The following is a 15,046-nucleotide window of genomic DNA, read 5'->3' as shown; positions in this document are numbered from 1 at the left end:
CCCCGCGGCTGCTGAGTTTTTTCCCCTAAACAGTCCCTTTTTTTGATCTCATTGTCTCATGAAAGCAGCAGCCGCCGCCCAGGCCGCAAATTCTCCTGCCGGAGCTCCATGCCGGCGTTTTTTTCTCCCGTTGGAGACGGCCTTTTTGGAAGGCTCTCTGCAGATCCCGCCGCATGCGCGCGGCGTGGTGGTGCTTGTCCATGGAAAAGGCGGCGGCAGCCGCGGCGCGCGCATGCAGGCCCTGGCCCGGGCCATGGTAGAAGCTGGCATGGCTGTCCTGCTGCTGGACTTCACCGCCCGTCCGGGGCAGGAGTCCGCCGCGGATGTGAACCTGCTGGCGGACGGCATCATCTGCGCCACCTGGTGGCTGGCCACGGAGGCGCTGAGCACCAGCCTGAAGATTGGCTTTCTGGGCATGAACAGCGGCGGCGCGGCCGCCCAGATAGCCGCCGCCAGAATGGGCGGCGTGGTCTCCGCCGTGGTTTGCATCGGCGGCTTTCCCGGCGTGCCCGCGGCCAGGCCTGAAAGGAAGGCGCCCGCCCTGCACATCGCCGGAGAGCATGACGCGCGTGCGTCCGCGACTTCGCGTCTTTCGCGGCAGGAAAACGCAGCCCGAGGTGATCAGTGGTGCGTCATTCCGCATGTGACCCATCTCCTGGAGACACCGCGCAGCCTGCAGATCGCCTCCAGGCTTAGTGTGGACTGGCTGCGCTGCCACCTGACCGGCCCGGAGCACCTGGAGGCGGCCTCTCAGCCAATGGCTGAGCGCGGAATGGACCATCTGCGCATGGAGCCCGGCGGCGCTTCGGCCATGGGTCCCTGCGAGGCCCTTGGGACAAGGCCGGCCCCATGCCGGAAGCCATCATCACCATCCCCGCACCGCCCGCCTCCTGCGGCGCCCTTTTCTCATTATGCAAATCCTCTGTGCAACGGACTTTTCAAAGCAGGCCAAGGCGGCGGCAGACATCGCGGCAGCCCTCGCTGGAAAACTGAACCTCCCGCTGAAGCTTCTCCACTGCATCCCTGACCCGGTTCACATGGGGGATCTCCCTTCTCCCGCCAGACGAGCAGTACTTCAAGGACCTGGAGGCGGGTCTCAAAGCACCGCGCTGGGCATCTGCGACGCCGCCGCCATGCATGGGGCCGATGTCATCTGCATGGGGGGCGGCGGCCGCTCCCGCATCGGCGCCGCGCTGCTTGGCTCCACGGCGCAGTCCGTCATGTCACTGACGCCCAAGCCCGTTTTTGTCGTGCATCCCGAAGAGCCATGAAGCAACCCCATCATCTGACATTGCGCACCGGCATGCCGGTGGCGCCGCGTGCCGTCTGCGGCCTCATCCTGGCCATGCTCCTGACAGGCTGCGCCACGCGCAGGACCGTCACGGACAAGATGATGTGGTCCGCCTGCCCGGTCGCCACCCTGCATGGCATGGCTTCGGGCTTCGTCCTCAAGAGCCGTGACTCGAAGGGGCATGACACGGCCGTGGTGGTCACCTGCGCGCATGTGATGAAGACCATGCGCGAGGGACCCGTGATCGTCTGTCTTCACCATCAGGACCAGAACGGCGGGGTGGATCCGGAGCCGGTGATCATCATCCCCGCCAGGGGGGCCATGAGAGACTCCTTCTATGTCAAACATCCCACGCATGACCTCGCGGCGTTTTGCCTCACGGTGCCGGACAAAGCGCGGAAGCTGCTGGGGCTGGATTCAATCCCGGACGAGCAGACGCTGACCAGCGCGGAACTGCGTGCGGGGGACGAGGTGTCATTCCTCGGCTATCCTGATGTCTATCCGGGCACACGGGGCGCCTTTGCCCTGCTGCGCAGCGGGCGCATAGCCTCCTATCCGGCCAGCGGCGCCATGGCCGGGGGCAGGTTCCTCATCAATGCGGACGTTTATCCCGGCGACAGCGGAGCGCCGGTGTTTCTCACCATGCGCACGGGCCGTCCCCAGGTGGTGGGCGTTCTCACCAGCCGGATCGGCGCGGACAAGAGCAGCTTTTCACACCTCGCGGTCGCGGTGAATGTGGATGCCATCCGCGAAACACTGGCCCTGCTCAAAAAGCTTCCTCCCGTCGCGGCTGACTTTGTGGAGAGGCCCGGGCGGTCAAGGTGAAGGCGCGGCGGAGCCGGGGTGCGGGTTTGTTTTCTCAGCCAGAGGCTGAACACCCCGTTCCTCATTGGCTGAAGACGGTGCATCTCACTGGCTGATTGTCCGGAGAGAGCGGCGGGCGGAAGAAACACCTGTGAGAACTGTAGCAGCATCCCCGCAGATCATGGCCCGCTGGACGGGCCTGTCAGCGCGGTGCTCCCGCAGACTCACTTCTTCAACTCATCCATCACCATGATCTCCAAATTCTCTGTCGAATACACCATCCACCCGCAGCACAACAGCCGCCGTGACACCCACCGCACGGATGATCCCGTGGAGCTGGAGGACTTCCTGATGCAACTCCTCATCGCCGGTGCGCGCATCCTTTCCATCAAGCACGAGGGCGTCGAGCTCGATCAGGCGCAGTCCTCACGGATCCTGCGTGTGGCCGCGGAGCGCATCGCCACGCGCCTGCTCGCCGCCTCTCTCGGTCTTGATGCCGCGGCGGTGAAGCACCGCTTTGGCCTCGCGGTCTGATCGAAAGCACCGGCATCCTGTCCTCCAAATCTCCCGCTCCATGGCTCACAAAAAAGTCATCTTCAGGGCTGCCGCGCGCGAAAAAGTGCTGCGCGGCGCCGCGGCGCTCGCGGACGCGGTGCGCGTCACGCTCGGCCCCAAATCGAAAAGCGTCCTCATCGCCCGCAAATGGGGAAAACCTCTCGTTTGCAATGATGGTGTCACCATTGCGCGGGAGTTTGATCTCAAGGACCCGGAGGAAAACCTGGGCGTGCAGATGATCCGCCAGGCCGCCGAGCGCACCGGCGAAACCGTCGGGGATGGCACCAGCACCTCCACCATCCTGGCGCATGCCATCTTTGCCGATGGCGTGCGGAATGTGACGGCCGGCGCCTCCGCGGTGGACATCAAGCGCGGCCTCGAACGCGGCCTGCGCGTCGCAGTTCAGGCCGTGCATGCCATTTCCCGCCCTGTCGCGAGCCGGAAGGAAAAAGCGCAGGTCGCCACCATCTCCGCGCACAATGATCCTGCCATCGGCGAACTTGTGGCGGATGCGATGGAGAAGGTGGGCGCCGAAGGAGCCATCACCGTCGAGGAGGCAAAGACCACCGAGACGGCGGTGGAGGTGGTCGAAGGCATGCAGTTTGAGCATGGCTACATCTCGCCCTACTTCGTCACCCATCCGGAAAAGATGGAGGCGGTGCTGGACGATCCCCTGATCCTCCTCACCGAGCGCAAGGTCATGCACATGAAGGAGCTGCTGCCGCTGCTGGAGCAGATCGCGAAATCGGGCCGCCCCCTGGTCATCATTGCCGAGGATGTGGAAAGCGAGGCGCTGGCCACGCTGGTGGTGAACAAGCTGCGCGGAGTGCTGCCCTGCGTGGCGGTGAAGGCGCCGGGCTTTGGCGACCGCCGCAAGGCCATGCTGCAGGACATCGCCGTGCTGACCGCCGGCGAGGTGGTGTCTGATGAGCTCGGCATGACCCTCGAAAAAATCTCCCAGCACAGCCTTGGAAAAGCCAGGCGTGTCGTGGTCACCAAGGATGCGACCACCATCGTGGGCGGGGAGGGGCGCAAGGATCTGATCACCGCGCGCTGCAACCAGCTCCGCCAGCAGATCAAGGAGACCACCTCCGACTACGACCGCGAAAAGCTGCAGGAGCGCCTGGCAAAGCTCAGCGGCGGCGTGGCCGTCGTGCGCGTGGGAGCACCGAGCGAGTCTGAGATGAAGGCGCGCAAGGACGCCTTTGATGACGCCGTCAGCTCCACCAAGGCGGCCATTGCCGAGGGCATCGTCCCTGGCGGAGGTCTCGCCCTGCTGCGCGCCATTGACGCCGTGGAAAAGGACGCCGCGCTGGCGGAGGGAGACGAGCGCACCGGCATGCTCATCCTGCGCCGTGCGCTGGAGGCTCCGGTGCGGCAGATCGCCGAGAACTCCGCCACCGATGGCGGGGTGGTGGTGTGCAGGATGCGCGAGAGCAGCGGCAACCAGGGCTTTGACGCCTCCCGCTGCGTTTACACCGACCTCATGGAGGCCGGCATTGTGGATCCGGCAAAGGTGGTGCGCATTGCGCTGGAAAACGCCGTGTCCGTGGCGGGCGTGCTGCTGCTCACGGAGGCCACCATGACCGAGGAGCCCGAACCGGAGGAGAACCACCGCATGCCCGGCGCAGAATCACCGTTGGAATAACGCACATCATGAACAACACACCATCCACCCTGTCTCCCGCTGTGCCCCGGTGCTGGGCCTGGCACTACCACAAACTTCAGACTCTGCTCGATGAGCTGCTCGGCAAACGCAGCGACCACCAGGCGGAGGTCAGCGAACCCATTGAACCCCACAGCATGGATCTCGCGGACAGCGCCACCGATGAGTTTGACCATGAACTCGCGCTCGGCCTGCTGGCGCAGGAAGATGACGCGCTCCTTGAAGTGGTAAGCGCCATCAACCGCATCATGCAGGGCACCTACGGCATCTGCGAGGACACGGGCAGGCCCATTCCCGCCGCACGCCTGCGCGCGGTGCCCTGGGCGCGCCGGACGGTGGAGGCACAGAGCCGGGCCGAGCGCGAGGGGCTGCCCTCCGGCGCGAGGCTGGGACCTCTTGCTTCGGCGCAGGCCTCCGCACCGCACGCACTTTCAGAACTCGAAGAACCAGACCGCGAAGAGTTTCCAGAGCACGATGTGGCGCGCCACCAGCGCGAGACCGACCTCCGCGCCATCATCGAGGGAACCGCGCAGATCTAAGGACTGGCATCATTTAAACTCCCATCTTCGGCCATGAAAACCATCGCCTGTCCGACTTCCCCCGAAGTTCACGAAATCGTGCACATCCCCGTGAACACGCGCGACCTGGATGCCGAGCTGCACCTCCCCGCCGGCGCGCAGGGCATCGTCATCTTTGCCCACGGCAGCGGCAGCAGCCGGCACAGCCCGCGTAATCAGTTTGTGGCGCAGGTCATCCGCGATGCGGGCCTGGGCACGCTGCTGCTCGACCTGCTCACGCAGAGGGAGGAGACGGAGGATGCGCAAACCCAGCACCTGAGCTTCGATGTCGAAATGCTGGCCGGCAGGCTTGTGGCGGTGACGCAATGGATCAACCAGCACCCGGACACCAGCGAGCTGCCCGTGGGCTATTTCGGCGCCAGCACCGGCGGCGGCGCCGCGCTGCTGGCCGCCGCGCGGCTGGGGAAAAAGGTGGGCGCCATCGTGTCGCGCGGCGGGCGCCCGGACCTCGCCGGCAGGGCGCTCTCCCGCGTCAAATCTCCCACGCTGCTCATCGTGGGCGGCAATGATGACGTGGTGCTGGGCCTGAATGAAACGGCGCTCGCCTGCATGAACTGCGAGAAGGAGCTGCGCGTGGTCACCGGAGCCACGCACCTCTTTGAGGAACCCGGCAAGCTGGAGCAGGTGGCGCAGCTCAGCGCGGAGTGGTTCTGCCGCCACCTGGCAGCTTCGGCGGAATGGAGGGCCGGCGCATGAAGAGCCTCGTTTTCAGGAACCGAGTGCATGCCGGACAGATGCTGGCCGGCGCCCTCATGAAATACGCAGACTGTGCGGATGTGATCGTGCTCGCCCTGCCGCGCGGCGGTGTGCCGGTGGCGTATGAAGTGGCGGAGAAGCTGCACGTGCCGCTGGATGTGCTCGTGGTGCGCAAGATCGGAGTGCGCGGGCATGAAGAGCTGGCGATGGGCGCGATCGCCAGCGGCGGCGTGCAGGTCATCCACCCTGAGGTGATGCGCGGCATGGACATCCCGAGGTCTGTCTTTGATGAGGAGGCCGCGGTGCAGTTGAAGGAGCTGCACCGCCGTGAGCTGGCCTACCGGGGGCGCATGGCGGCGCCGGAGGTCGGGGACAAAATTGTGATCCTGGTGGATGATGGCATTGCCACGGGAAGCACCATTCGCGCGGCGGTGATGGCCCTCCGCCAGCAGCATCCGCGCCGGATCGTCATCGCGGTGCCGGTGGCGGCGCCGGACACCTGCGCGGAGCTGGAGCCGATGGTGGATGAACTGGTGGCCCTCTCGCGGCCGGAGGGTTTTCTCGGCGTCGGCCGGTGGTATGAGGACTTTTCCCAGACTCAGGACGAGGAGGTGGCGCACCTGCTCTCCAGCGCGGCCCGGCTTGAACAAACTCCGGTGCCGCCGTGAACGAGCCTCTCGTCGCCTATTTCACCATGGAGATCGCGCTCGACTCCGGCATGCCCACGTATGCAGGCGGGCTGGGCGTGCTGGCAGGAGACACGGTGCGCTCCGCGGCGGAGCTGAAGGTGCCGATGGTCGTCGTCACGCTGCTGCATCGCAAAGGCTACTTCCGCCAGAAGATCGACGCCAGCGGCTGGCAGCGGGAGGAGCCGTGCGACTGGGACATCGGCCGGCATCTGGAGGAGCAGTCTCCGCGCGTCAGTGTCACCATCGAGGGCCGTGCCGTGTCTCTGCGCGCCTGGAAGCATGAGGTGCGTGCGCCCGGAGGCTTCAGCGTGCCGGTGTTTTTTCTGGACACGGATCTTCCTGAAAACGCCGCGTGGGACCGCACGCTCACGCATTATCTCTATGGTGGCGATGCCTGCTACCGCATCTGCCAGGAGGTGGTGCTGGGCATCGGCGGGGTGCGCATGCTGCGCGCCCTGGGCTGCACGGGGCTGACGCGCTACCACATGAATGAAGGGCACGCAGCGCTGCTCGGGCTGGAGCTGCTGGATGAGTCGGCACACCGGGCGGGACGCAGCACCTTCACTCATGACGATGTGGAGTCCGTGCGCCGCCAGTGCGTCTTCACCACGCACACGCCGGTGGCCTCGGGGCATGACCAGTTTCCGCTCGATCTGGCCACCCGGGTGCTGGGGCGTGCCGAGGTCACGAGCATGCGCGAGGTCTTCTGCTGTGATGGCACGCTGAACATGACCTTCCTCGCGCTCAACCTCAGCCACTTCATCAACGGTGTGGCCAAGAAGCATGCGGAGACTTCCCAGCTCATGTTTGCGCATTACAAGATCGACTCCATCACCAATGGAGTGCACGCAGCCACATGGACCTCGCCGCCGTTTCAGGAGCTGTTTGACCGCCACATCCCCGGCTGGCGCGGGGATAATTTCAGCCTTCGCTTTGCCCACAGCCTGCCGCTGACAGAAATCTGGGACGCCCATCAGGCCGCCAGACGACTGCTGGCGGAGCGTGTACGCCGCGATACGGGCGTGGTCCTTGATCCGCATGTGCTGACGCTTGGGTTCGCGCGCCGCGCCACCGCCTACAAGCGCAGCGATCTGCTGGTCAGCGACGTGGAGCGCCTCAAGCGCATCGCCGCCAGCGCGGGCCGTCTGCAGATCATCTATGGAGGCAAGGCCCATCCCAACGACTGTGAGGGAAAGGAGGCGATTCAACGAATCATCCGTGTCAGAGAGCGGCTCGGGCAGGACATCACCATGGTTTATCTTCCTGATTATGATCTGGACCTTGCCCGGCTCATGGTCGCCGGAGCGGACGTGTGGCTGAACACACCGCAGCCGCCTCTGGAAGCCTCCGGCACCAGCGGCATGAAGGCCGCGCTCAACGGCGTGCCAAGCCTCAGCGTGCTGGACGGCTGGTGGATCGAGGGCTGGATCGAAGGTGGCACGGGCTGGGCCGTGGGCGAATCCTGCACCATGGACCGCAGTCATCCTGACAGGAATGCGTACGATGCCGCCGCGCTGTATGACAAGCTGGAGCAGGTGGTGATCCCGCTCTTCTACCGTGATCGTGACCGCTTCACCGAAGTCATGCGCCACTGCATCTCGCTCAACGGTTCCTTCTTCAACACCCAGCGGATGGTCTCGCAGTACGTCATCAAGGCCTACTTTGAGTGAGGGCCGCGGCGGTGCATCTGCTTCAGAGGCTGAAGGCATCTCATCCACAGCCTGAGTGCGGGAGGGCAGCCTGCCAGTTGCTGGCGGGCGCCAACGCGGCAGTCATTTCGTCAAGACCATGTCCATTCTTTGCGCCACAGATTTTTCACCCTGCGCCCAGGGTGCTGCGGATGTCGCCGCGCTGCTGGCGAAGAAGCTGAAGCTCCCGCTGCGTCTCCTTCATTGCGGGCGTGAGTACATCGCCATGGGCGAGCTGCCCGTGATCGTGCCTGACGACCGTCCGGAGATCGACCGCCTGCATGCCGAGGCGGAGCGTCTGCGTGAATCAGGCGTCCAGGTCGTCGAGGACTTTCGCCATGGCAGCACGGTCGGGGAGCTGCTGGCCGCGGCCAAAGAGCAGCCCACGGCCTTGATCGTGCTGGGATTCGCCGGACGCAGCGCAGGGCGTTCGCCGCGCGGCAGCATCGCCGAAGACGTGGCGGAGAGAGCCCCCTTTCCGACGCTTGTCGTGAGGCAGCCGGATGTCCTCCTCTCCTGGCTGCGGGATGCCGCCGTGCTTGAGCTGCTGCTCGGTGTCGATCTCGGGGGATCATCAGACGCCGCCATCGCGTGGCTGGGAAAACTTGCCGGCATGGGACGGGTGAAGGCCGCGGCGTCTCATGTGGGTCCCGCCCGGGATCAGGCCACGACACCGGATGAGCATCAGGCTCATGAGCGTGATGTGTGGGACAAGATGCACGCCGCGCTGCCAGACCTGCCGCTCACGGTGCATGCGCATGAGGTCGCCAGGAGTCCCGCGGAGCATTTTCTCGGCCTCGCCAGGGGAGGCGCCTACGGCATGGTGGTGATCGGCACCCGGCAGCGCCATGGTTTGAAACGCCTCGCGTCAGCTTCGTTCTCCAGGCGCGTTCTTGCCTATGCCGGGACCAATGTGCTGTGCGTTCCCATGAAGGCGGTGGTCCCCACCGCTGTTCCCGGCATCCGGCGCGTGCTGGCGGCGGTGTCTCTCAACGGTCAGGATTGCGATGTGCTCCGGCATGCGCACAGCCTGCTGGCGGGAGACGGGGAAATCAGGCTGGTGCATGTCTGTCGTGAGCCTTCGGACGGCATCAATCCCGTCATCGCATCGCGGGTTTATTTTGACCAAAGCCTGGCCGCCGCCAGGGAGCACGAGGAGGCAGAGAAGCGGCTCCAGGCTCTGCCTTCCTCTCTGCTGCATGCTCCGGGCGTGCGGATCACTTCGGAGGTTCTGGCGCATCATGACGTGCCTTCGGCCATCTGCGCGGCGGCGGAGCGTTTTGGCGCCGATGCCATCTGCATGGGCTCGCGGGGGCGTTCGCGCGTGGCCACCGCCCTGCTCGGCTCCGCGGTGCAAAGCGTGCTCACCCATGCCCACGTGCCCGTCTTCGTCACCTCGCCTCCTCTCTCATGAACACCCCTGGAGACACAGCCATGATCCGGACGACACACGCAGCTTCCATCCCAGCCGTCATCCAGGCGGCGGCCCGTCCTCTGCGCCCGGGGGAGGCCGCAGATTACGATCCGCTTCTCCATCTCATCGGCGACGCCCGTTTTGTGCTTCTGGGCGAGGCTTCGCACGGGACGCATGAGTTCTACCGCGAGCGCGCGCAGATCACCAAGCGGCTGATCCTCGAAAAGGGATTCAATGCCGTGGCGGTGGAGGCGGATTTTCCCGACGCACAGCGGGTGAACCAGTTCGTGCGCGGCCTGGGCGGCGACAAGGATGCGATCGATTCCCTGGGCGGCTTTCAAAGATTCCCCGCCTGGATGTGGCGGAATGCCGACGTGCTCGACTTCATCGGCTGGCTGCGCGCCCATAATGACAGCATTCGCAGCCCCCTGGAGAAAACCGGCTTCTACGGCCTGGATCTCTACAGCCTCAACACCTCGATGAACGCCGTCCTGACGTATCTGGACAAAATTGATCCGCCGGCCGCAAAGCGCGCGCGCGAGCGCTACTCATGCTTCAACTGCTATGGTGGCGACACCCAGCGCTACGGTTTTGACGTGGCCACGGGCGTGGGCTCCTCCTGCGAAGACGAGGCGGTGAGCCAGTTCGTGGAGCTTTTCTCACGTTCCGCGGAACTGGCCGGGCTGGACGGCCGCGTGGCGGCGGATGATTTTTTCAATGCGGAGCAGAACGCGCGCCTCGTGAAGAACGCCGAGCAGTATTACCGCACCATGTATCGCAGCGATGTGTCATCCTGGAATCTGCGGGACAGCCACATGACCCAGACGCTCTTCGCGCTGGAGGGGCACCTCGCCACACTCTACCGCCAGACTCCCAAGATCGTGGTCTGGGAGCACAACTCCCACCTGGGAGATGCACGCGCCACGGACATGACACGAAGAGGCGAGTGGAATGTGGGGCAGCTCGTGAGGCAGCGCCGCCGGAAAGACGCGGTGCTGGTGGGCTTCACCACGGCGCAGGGCACCGTCACAGCCAGTTCCGACTGGGGCGGCGAGGCCGAGAGAAAGCGGGTGCGCCGGCCGATCAGCGGGAGCGTCGAGTCCCTGTTTCATCAGACGGGGATTCCCCGCTTTCTTCTTCTGCTCCGCGGAGAGGCGCGGCTGAAGGCCGCGCTGCAGCAGCCCCTGCTCGAGCGTGCCATCGGCGTCATCTACCGGCCCGACACCGAGCGCTTCAGTCATTACTTTCACACACGTCTGGCGGACCAGTTTGACGCGGTCATCCACTTTGATGAAACGCGTGCGGTCGAGCCCCTGGAGCGCACCTCGCTCTGGGAGGCCGGCGAAGCACCGGAGACATTCCCATCGGGCATCTAGCCATCACCACCAGCCAAGACATGATCGATGTCCGCCGCATCCTGATTCTCGCCGTGCTGCTGCTGATCGCGGCGGCAACCGGAGTCAGCCTGAAACCCAGCCTCTCATCCATGAGCACCACACCCCAGATCCTCACGCTTCGCTGCCCGGCCTTTGCCCACGGAACAGGCATCCCGGCCCGATACACCGGCGACGGTGCGAATGTATCACCGGAGCTCGATTGGTCGGACGCCCCCCAGGGCACACGAAGCTTTGCTTTGATCTGCGACGATCCCGATGCTCCGCATGGCACGTGGGTGCACTGGCTGCTGTGGAATCTGCCTGGGGGCACCGCTTCATTGCCTGAGGCGGTGGAGAAAAAGCGGGCGCTGCCTGCCGGCACGCAGACAGGCCGCAACGATTCTGGAGGCACCAGCTATGACGGTCCAGCCCCACCTCCTGGCGGGGCACATCGTTACTTCTTCAAGCTCTACGCACTCGACTCCACACTGACCCTGGCGCCAGGCAGCAGGAAAAGCGCGCTCGAAAAAGCGATGGCGGGCCACGTCCTGGCCCAGGGCGTGTGGATGGGAACCTATCAACACCAATGACCACACCACGCTTCATCAAACGGTTTGCCGAAATCTGCATCGACGACATCCCCACCGTCGGTGGCAAAAACGCCTCGCTCGGGGAGATGTTCCGGGAGCTGGGAGGGCAGGGCGTGAAAGTGCCGGACGGCTTTGCCGTGACGGCGGAGGGCTACCGCCATTTCCTCCACAGCACCGGACTCGACGCACGCATCCGGCAGATCCTGGCCGGACTCGACACGCGGGACATGGACAATCTCCAGCAGCGCGGCAGCGAGGTGCGGCAGGCCATGCTCTCCACCCCCATGCCGCAGGATTTGGAAGAGGAGATCCTGGCCGCGTATCAGCAGCTCGGCGGAGCCCACAAGCCGCCGCCAGACGTGGCCGTGCGCAGCAGCGCCACGGCGGAGGACCTGCCGGACGCCAGCTTTGCCGGGCAGCAGGAGACGTATCTCAACGTGCGCGGCGGTGCCTCCGTGCTGGAGCACTGCCGGCGCTCCTTTGCCTCCCTCTTCACGGACCGCGCCATCTCCTACCGCGAGGACAAGGGCTTTGATCATTTTCTCATCGCTCTCTCCATCGGCGTGCAGCGCATGGTGCGCTCAGATCTCGCCTGCGCAGGCGTGATGTTCACGCTCGACACCGAGACGGGCTTCCGCGACGTGGTGCTCATCAACGCCTCCTACGGGCTCGGAGAAAACGTGGTGCTCGGCTCCGTGAACCCGGATGAATACTGCGTCTTCAAGCCCACGCTGAAGCAGGGCCGCCGCCCCATCCTGCAAAAGCGCGCGGGGTCCAAGGAGTTCAAGCTCATCTACGACACCGGCGGCGGCCGCATGGTCAAAAACGTGCCCGTGCCCCCGGGAGATCGCACCCGCTTTGCGCTGGATGATGATGACATCCTCCAGCTCGCACAGTGGGCCTGCGTGATCGAGGAGCACTACTCGCGCAAGCGCGGACAGCCCACGCCCATGGACATCGAATGGGCCAAAGACGGCCGCACCGGAGAGCTCTTCATCGTGCAGGCCCGGCCCGAGACCGTGCAGGCGCAGAAGAGCCGCGATGTCATCCAGACCTACACGCTGCACCAGCGCGGCCGCGTTCTCGTCACCGGCCGCAGCGTGGGCGAAAAGATCGCCACGGGGCCCGTGCGCGTGGTGCGTAGCGTGGAGCTCCTGCGCGAATTCCGTGAGGGCGAAATCCTGGTGGCGGACAAGACGGATCCAGACTGGGAGCCGGTGATGAAAAAGGCCGCCGCCATCGTGACCAACCGTGGCGGCCGCACCTGCCACGCGGCCATTGTTAGCCGCGAGCTCGGCCTGCCCGCCATCGTCGGCACCGAGCACGGCACGAACTCACTCAGAGACGGGCAGATGATCACCGTCTCCTGTGCGGAGGGGGACACTGGCTTTGTCTATGAAGGAGCCGCCGGCTTTGACGTGCAGGAGACCCGCCTGCAGGACCTGCGCCGCCCGCGCACGAAGGTGATGATGAACCTCGCCAATCCTGAAACCGCCTTCGCGCTCTCCTTTCTGCCGAATGATGGCGTGGGCCTGGCGCGCATGGAGTTCATCATCACCACCCACATCAAGGTGCACCCGCTCGCGCTCATTCACTTCGGGCGGCTGACGGATGCCGCCGCGAAGGCGGAGATCGAAAAGCTCACCGCGGGCTGCGACGACAAACCGCAGTACTTTGTGGACCGCCTCGCGCAGGGAGTGGCCACGCTCGCCGCCGCCTTTCATCCGAAGGACGTCATCCTCAGGCTGAGCGACTTCAAATCCAACGAATACGCCAACCTCATCGGCGGCCGGCAGTTTGAGCCCGTGGAGGAAAACCCGATGCTCGGCTTTCGCGGAGCCAGCCGCTACTACCACCCGCGCTACCAGGAGGGCTTTGCCCTGGAATGCCGCGCCGTGCGCAAGGTGCGCGAGGAGATGGGCCTGACCAACCTCAAGGTCATGATCCCCTTTTGCCGCACGGTGGAAGAGGGCCGCCGCGTGCAGGCCGAGATGGAAAAGCACGGCCTCACCCGCGGAGTGAACGGGCTGGAGATCTACGTGATGTGCGAGATCCCGAGCAACGTCGTGCTCGCCGCCGAGTTCGCGGAGATTTTTGACGGCTTCAGCATCGGCTCCAACGATCTCACTCAGCTTATCCTCGGCGTGGACCGCGACAGCGAGATCGTGGCCCCGATCTTCAACGAGCGGAACGCCGCCGTGAAGACGATGATTGCCAGCGTGATCCGCACCTGCCGTGAGAAAGGGCGTAAAATCGGCATCTGCGGCCAGGCCCCGAGCGACTACCCGGACTTTGCGCAGTTCCTCGTGGAGCAGGGCATCGACAGCATTTCCCTCAATCCCGACACCGTTTTAAAAACCAGCCTGGCCATCCTGGAGAAAGAAGCCGCGCTGGGCGCATCCACAGCGTAAGTGCCGGAGACAGGACTCGAACCTGCACTTGTTTCCAAACCAGATCCTAAGTCTGTGAATATGTACACTTAAATCTTTGATATTGAGGCAAAGCCTTGACCGTGTGTCAAAATAGTGTCAAAAACTGCATGTGTCCAAAAGGCGAAAGACATGGCCCATCGTCAAGAAGAGAATCAACGCACATTCGAGCAGTTGGATGGTCGATTGCGGGATGATCAATGGGAAGCGGCAACGGTTCTTTTTCAAAACGAAAGAGGAAGCAGATACAAAGGCCGAACAACTGCGCGTCGCAAAGAAAAATGTTGGCGAGGCGGCTTTCAGCATCCCGGAGAAGCTTCGAGTCGAAGCCATCGAGGCTGCTAGGCTCCTTGAGCCGTATGGTCACTCATTGCTGGATGCCGTGAAGTTTTATCTGCCACATCTTCAAGCAGAGAAGAAGACCATCCCCTGGAATCAATTTGTCGAGGAATTCCTTGCCGCCAAAACAGCCGATGGTGCTAGCGGTCGTTATCTTCAGGACCTGACCAACAAACTTCAGTGTTTCGCGAAGACGTTTGGCGATAGGGACGTTTCATCCATCGATAGAAGGGAAGTTGATGATTGGTTGAGAAACCTCAAGACCAATTTGGCCAAGCCGGTCTCAGCGCTCACTCGCAATAATTTTCGTCGTGTCCTCGTGGTGGCATTTAATCATGCAAAGTTTCGGTCCTATTGCCTGGAGAACCCGGTCGTGGGAACAGCGAAAGCAAGGGAGATTGAAACGCCCGTTGGTATTCTTTCGGTGCCCGAGATCTCTCGCCTTCTCCAACATGCACCGGCACAGCTGAAAGCTTTTCTGGTGATTGGCGCGTTTGCTGGACTGCGGAGATCAGAGATCATCCGCCTTGATTGGAGCAATGTCGATATCGAAGAACGCTTTATCGAGGTCACTGCAATGAAGGCAAAAAGTGCTCGCCGTCGTTTGGTTCGAATGCGGGAAAACCTCGCTGCATGGTTGAAGGATTTGGTGAAGTCATCTGGACAGGTGACGCCGCCGAATTTCAAGGAGCTGCTTGATTCGGCTCGGTGCCTTGCTGGCATAGAACAATGGCCTCAGAATGCTCTTCGACATTCGTTTGCGAGTTATGCTCTCGCGCATGAAAACAACGCCAACGCCCTTGCTCTGGATTTGGGTCACTCCAACACGCAGCTATTGTTTCAGCACTATCGGGAGGTTGTGAAGCCTAAGGATGCTGCGGCATACTGGAATTTGTTCCCAGGGGCTGGAAGCATCAAATCGGCTTGTTGA

The 15,046-nt window shown here is 63.7% G+C and carries 14 protein-coding genes; all 14 read left to right on the top strand.

Translation table 11 applies throughout. The features are described from left to right. Positions 1–58: 58 nt before the first annotated feature. The gene (locus tag ACILSQ_RS01200) at positions 59–1,027 is read left to right on the top strand and encodes a dienelactone hydrolase family protein (RefSeq protein ID WP_395741740.1); all 969 of its coding nucleotides are present in this window, start codon (positions 59–61) and stop codon (positions 1,025–1,027) included. After that, positions 912–1,271: a universal stress protein gene (locus ACILSQ_RS01195; RefSeq protein ID WP_395741739.1), complete on the top strand. Its 360-nt coding sequence runs from the start codon at positions 912–914 to the stop codon at positions 1,269–1,271. The genes ACILSQ_RS01200 and ACILSQ_RS01195 overlap by 116 nt, the downstream gene beginning before the upstream one ends. After that, a complete protein-coding gene (locus tag ACILSQ_RS01190) occupies positions 1,268–2,116 on the top strand; it encodes a serine protease (RefSeq protein ID WP_395741738.1) in 849 nt (282 codons plus the stop codon). The genes ACILSQ_RS01195 and ACILSQ_RS01190 overlap by 4 nt, the downstream gene beginning before the upstream one ends. A 228-nt stretch (positions 2,117–2,344) precedes the next feature. Next, positions 2,345–2,629 (top strand): hypothetical protein, encoded by a 285-nt coding sequence (locus ACILSQ_RS01185; protein WP_395741737.1) that lies wholly within the window; start codon positions 2,345–2,347, stop codon positions 2,627–2,629. A gap of 40 nt (positions 2,630–2,669) precedes the next feature. Further along, the gene (groL, locus tag ACILSQ_RS01180) at positions 2,670–4,298 is read left to right on the top strand and encodes a chaperonin GroEL (protein WP_395741736.1); all 1,629 of its coding nucleotides are present in this window, start codon (positions 2,670–2,672) and stop codon (positions 4,296–4,298) included. An 8-nt stretch (positions 4,299–4,306) separates the two neighbouring features. Next, positions 4,307–4,855, top strand: a complete 549-nt coding sequence (locus tag ACILSQ_RS01175; RefSeq protein ID WP_395741735.1) for a TraR/DksA family transcriptional regulator — start codon at positions 4,307–4,309, stop codon at positions 4,853–4,855. Positions 4,856–4,888: 33 nt separating this feature from the next. Beyond that, positions 4,889–5,590 carry a dienelactone hydrolase family protein gene (locus ACILSQ_RS01170; protein WP_395741734.1) on the top strand — a complete coding sequence of 234 codons (702 nt, stop codon included), beginning with the start codon at positions 4,889–4,891 and terminating at the stop codon, positions 5,588–5,590. A 56-nt stretch (positions 5,591–5,646) separates the two neighbouring features. Then, positions 5,647–6,258 (top strand): phosphoribosyltransferase, encoded by a 612-nt coding sequence (locus tag ACILSQ_RS01165; protein WP_395741733.1) that lies wholly within the window; start codon positions 5,647–5,649, stop codon positions 6,256–6,258. Next, the gene (glgP, locus tag ACILSQ_RS01160; RefSeq protein ID WP_395741732.1) at positions 6,255–7,949 is read left to right on the top strand and encodes an alpha-glucan family phosphorylase; all 1,695 of its coding nucleotides are present in this window, start codon (positions 6,255–6,257) and stop codon (positions 7,947–7,949) included. The genes ACILSQ_RS01165 and glgP overlap by 4 nt, the downstream gene beginning before the upstream one ends. 118 nt (positions 7,950–8,067) lie before the next feature. Beyond that, positions 8,068–9,381 carry a universal stress protein gene (locus ACILSQ_RS01155; RefSeq protein WP_395741731.1) on the top strand — a complete coding sequence of 438 codons (1,314 nt, stop codon included), beginning with the start codon at positions 8,068–8,070 and terminating at the stop codon, positions 9,379–9,381. Further along, on the top strand, positions 9,378–10,757 hold the full coding sequence (locus ACILSQ_RS01150) for an erythromycin esterase family protein (RefSeq protein WP_395741730.1): 1,380 nt from the start codon (positions 9,378–9,380) through the stop codon (positions 10,755–10,757). Before ACILSQ_RS01155 ends, ACILSQ_RS01150 begins: the two co-directional genes overlap by 4 nt. Before the next feature lie 20 nt (positions 10,758–10,777). Then, positions 10,778–11,347, top strand: coding sequence for a YbhB/YbcL family Raf kinase inhibitor-like protein (locus ACILSQ_RS01145; protein ID WP_395741729.1), 570 nt, complete (start codon positions 10,778–10,780; stop codon positions 11,345–11,347). After that, on the top strand, positions 11,344–13,758 hold the full coding sequence (gene ppsA, locus ACILSQ_RS01140) for a phosphoenolpyruvate synthase (protein WP_395741728.1): 2,415 nt from the start codon (positions 11,344–11,346) through the stop codon (positions 13,756–13,758). Before ACILSQ_RS01145 ends, ppsA begins: the two co-directional genes overlap by 4 nt. A 211-nt stretch (positions 13,759–13,969) precedes the next feature. Further along, positions 13,970–15,046, top strand: a complete 1,077-nt coding sequence (locus tag ACILSQ_RS01135; RefSeq protein WP_395741727.1) for a tyrosine-type recombinase/integrase — start codon at positions 13,970–13,972, stop codon at positions 15,044–15,046.

Source organism: Prosthecobacter sp., from assembly GCF_044227185.1.
Taxonomy (GTDB): Bacteria; Verrucomicrobiota; Verrucomicrobiia; order Verrucomicrobiales; family Verrucomicrobiaceae; genus Prosthecobacter.
The sequence above is the reverse complement of the archived record's forward strand: the minus strand, read 5'-3'. Positions and strand labels throughout refer to the sequence as shown.

Coding starts and splice junctions, on each gene's coding strand:
- groL (WP_395741736.1), top strand. CDS start 2,670: ATGGCTCACAAAAAAGTCATCTTCAGGGCTGCCGCGCGCGAAAAAGTG.
- ACILSQ_RS01155 (WP_395741731.1), top strand. CDS start 8,068: ATGTCCATTCTTTGCGCCACAGATTTTTCACCCTGCGCCCAGGGTGCT.
- ACILSQ_RS01175 (WP_395741735.1), top strand. CDS start 4,307: ATGAACAACACACCATCCACCCTGTCTCCCGCTGTGCCCCGGTGCTGG.
- ACILSQ_RS01190 (WP_395741738.1), top strand. CDS start 1,268: ATGAAGCAACCCCATCATCTGACATTGCGCACCGGCATGCCGGTGGCG.
- ACILSQ_RS01170 (WP_395741734.1), top strand. CDS start 4,889: ATGAAAACCATCGCCTGTCCGACTTCCCCCGAAGTTCACGAAATCGTG.
- ACILSQ_RS01145 (WP_395741729.1), top strand. CDS start 10,778: ATGATCGATGTCCGCCGCATCCTGATTCTCGCCGTGCTGCTGCTGATC.
- ACILSQ_RS01195 (WP_395741739.1), top strand. CDS start 912: ATGCAAATCCTCTGTGCAACGGACTTTTCAAAGCAGGCCAAGGCGGCG.
- ACILSQ_RS01150 (WP_395741730.1), top strand. CDS start 9,378: ATGAACACCCCTGGAGACACAGCCATGATCCGGACGACACACGCAGCT.
- ACILSQ_RS01185 (WP_395741737.1), top strand. CDS start 2,345: ATGATCTCCAAATTCTCTGTCGAATACACCATCCACCCGCAGCACAAC.
- ppsA (WP_395741728.1), top strand. CDS start 11,344: ATGACCACACCACGCTTCATCAAACGGTTTGCCGAAATCTGCATCGAC.
- ACILSQ_RS01200 (WP_395741740.1), top strand. CDS start 59: ATGAAAGCAGCAGCCGCCGCCCAGGCCGCAAATTCTCCTGCCGGAGCT.
- ACILSQ_RS01165 (WP_395741733.1), top strand. CDS start 5,647: ATGAAATACGCAGACTGTGCGGATGTGATCGTGCTCGCCCTGCCGCGC.
- ACILSQ_RS01135 (WP_395741727.1), top strand. CDS start 13,970: ATGATCAATGGGAAGCGGCAACGGTTCTTTTTCAAAACGAAAGAGGAA.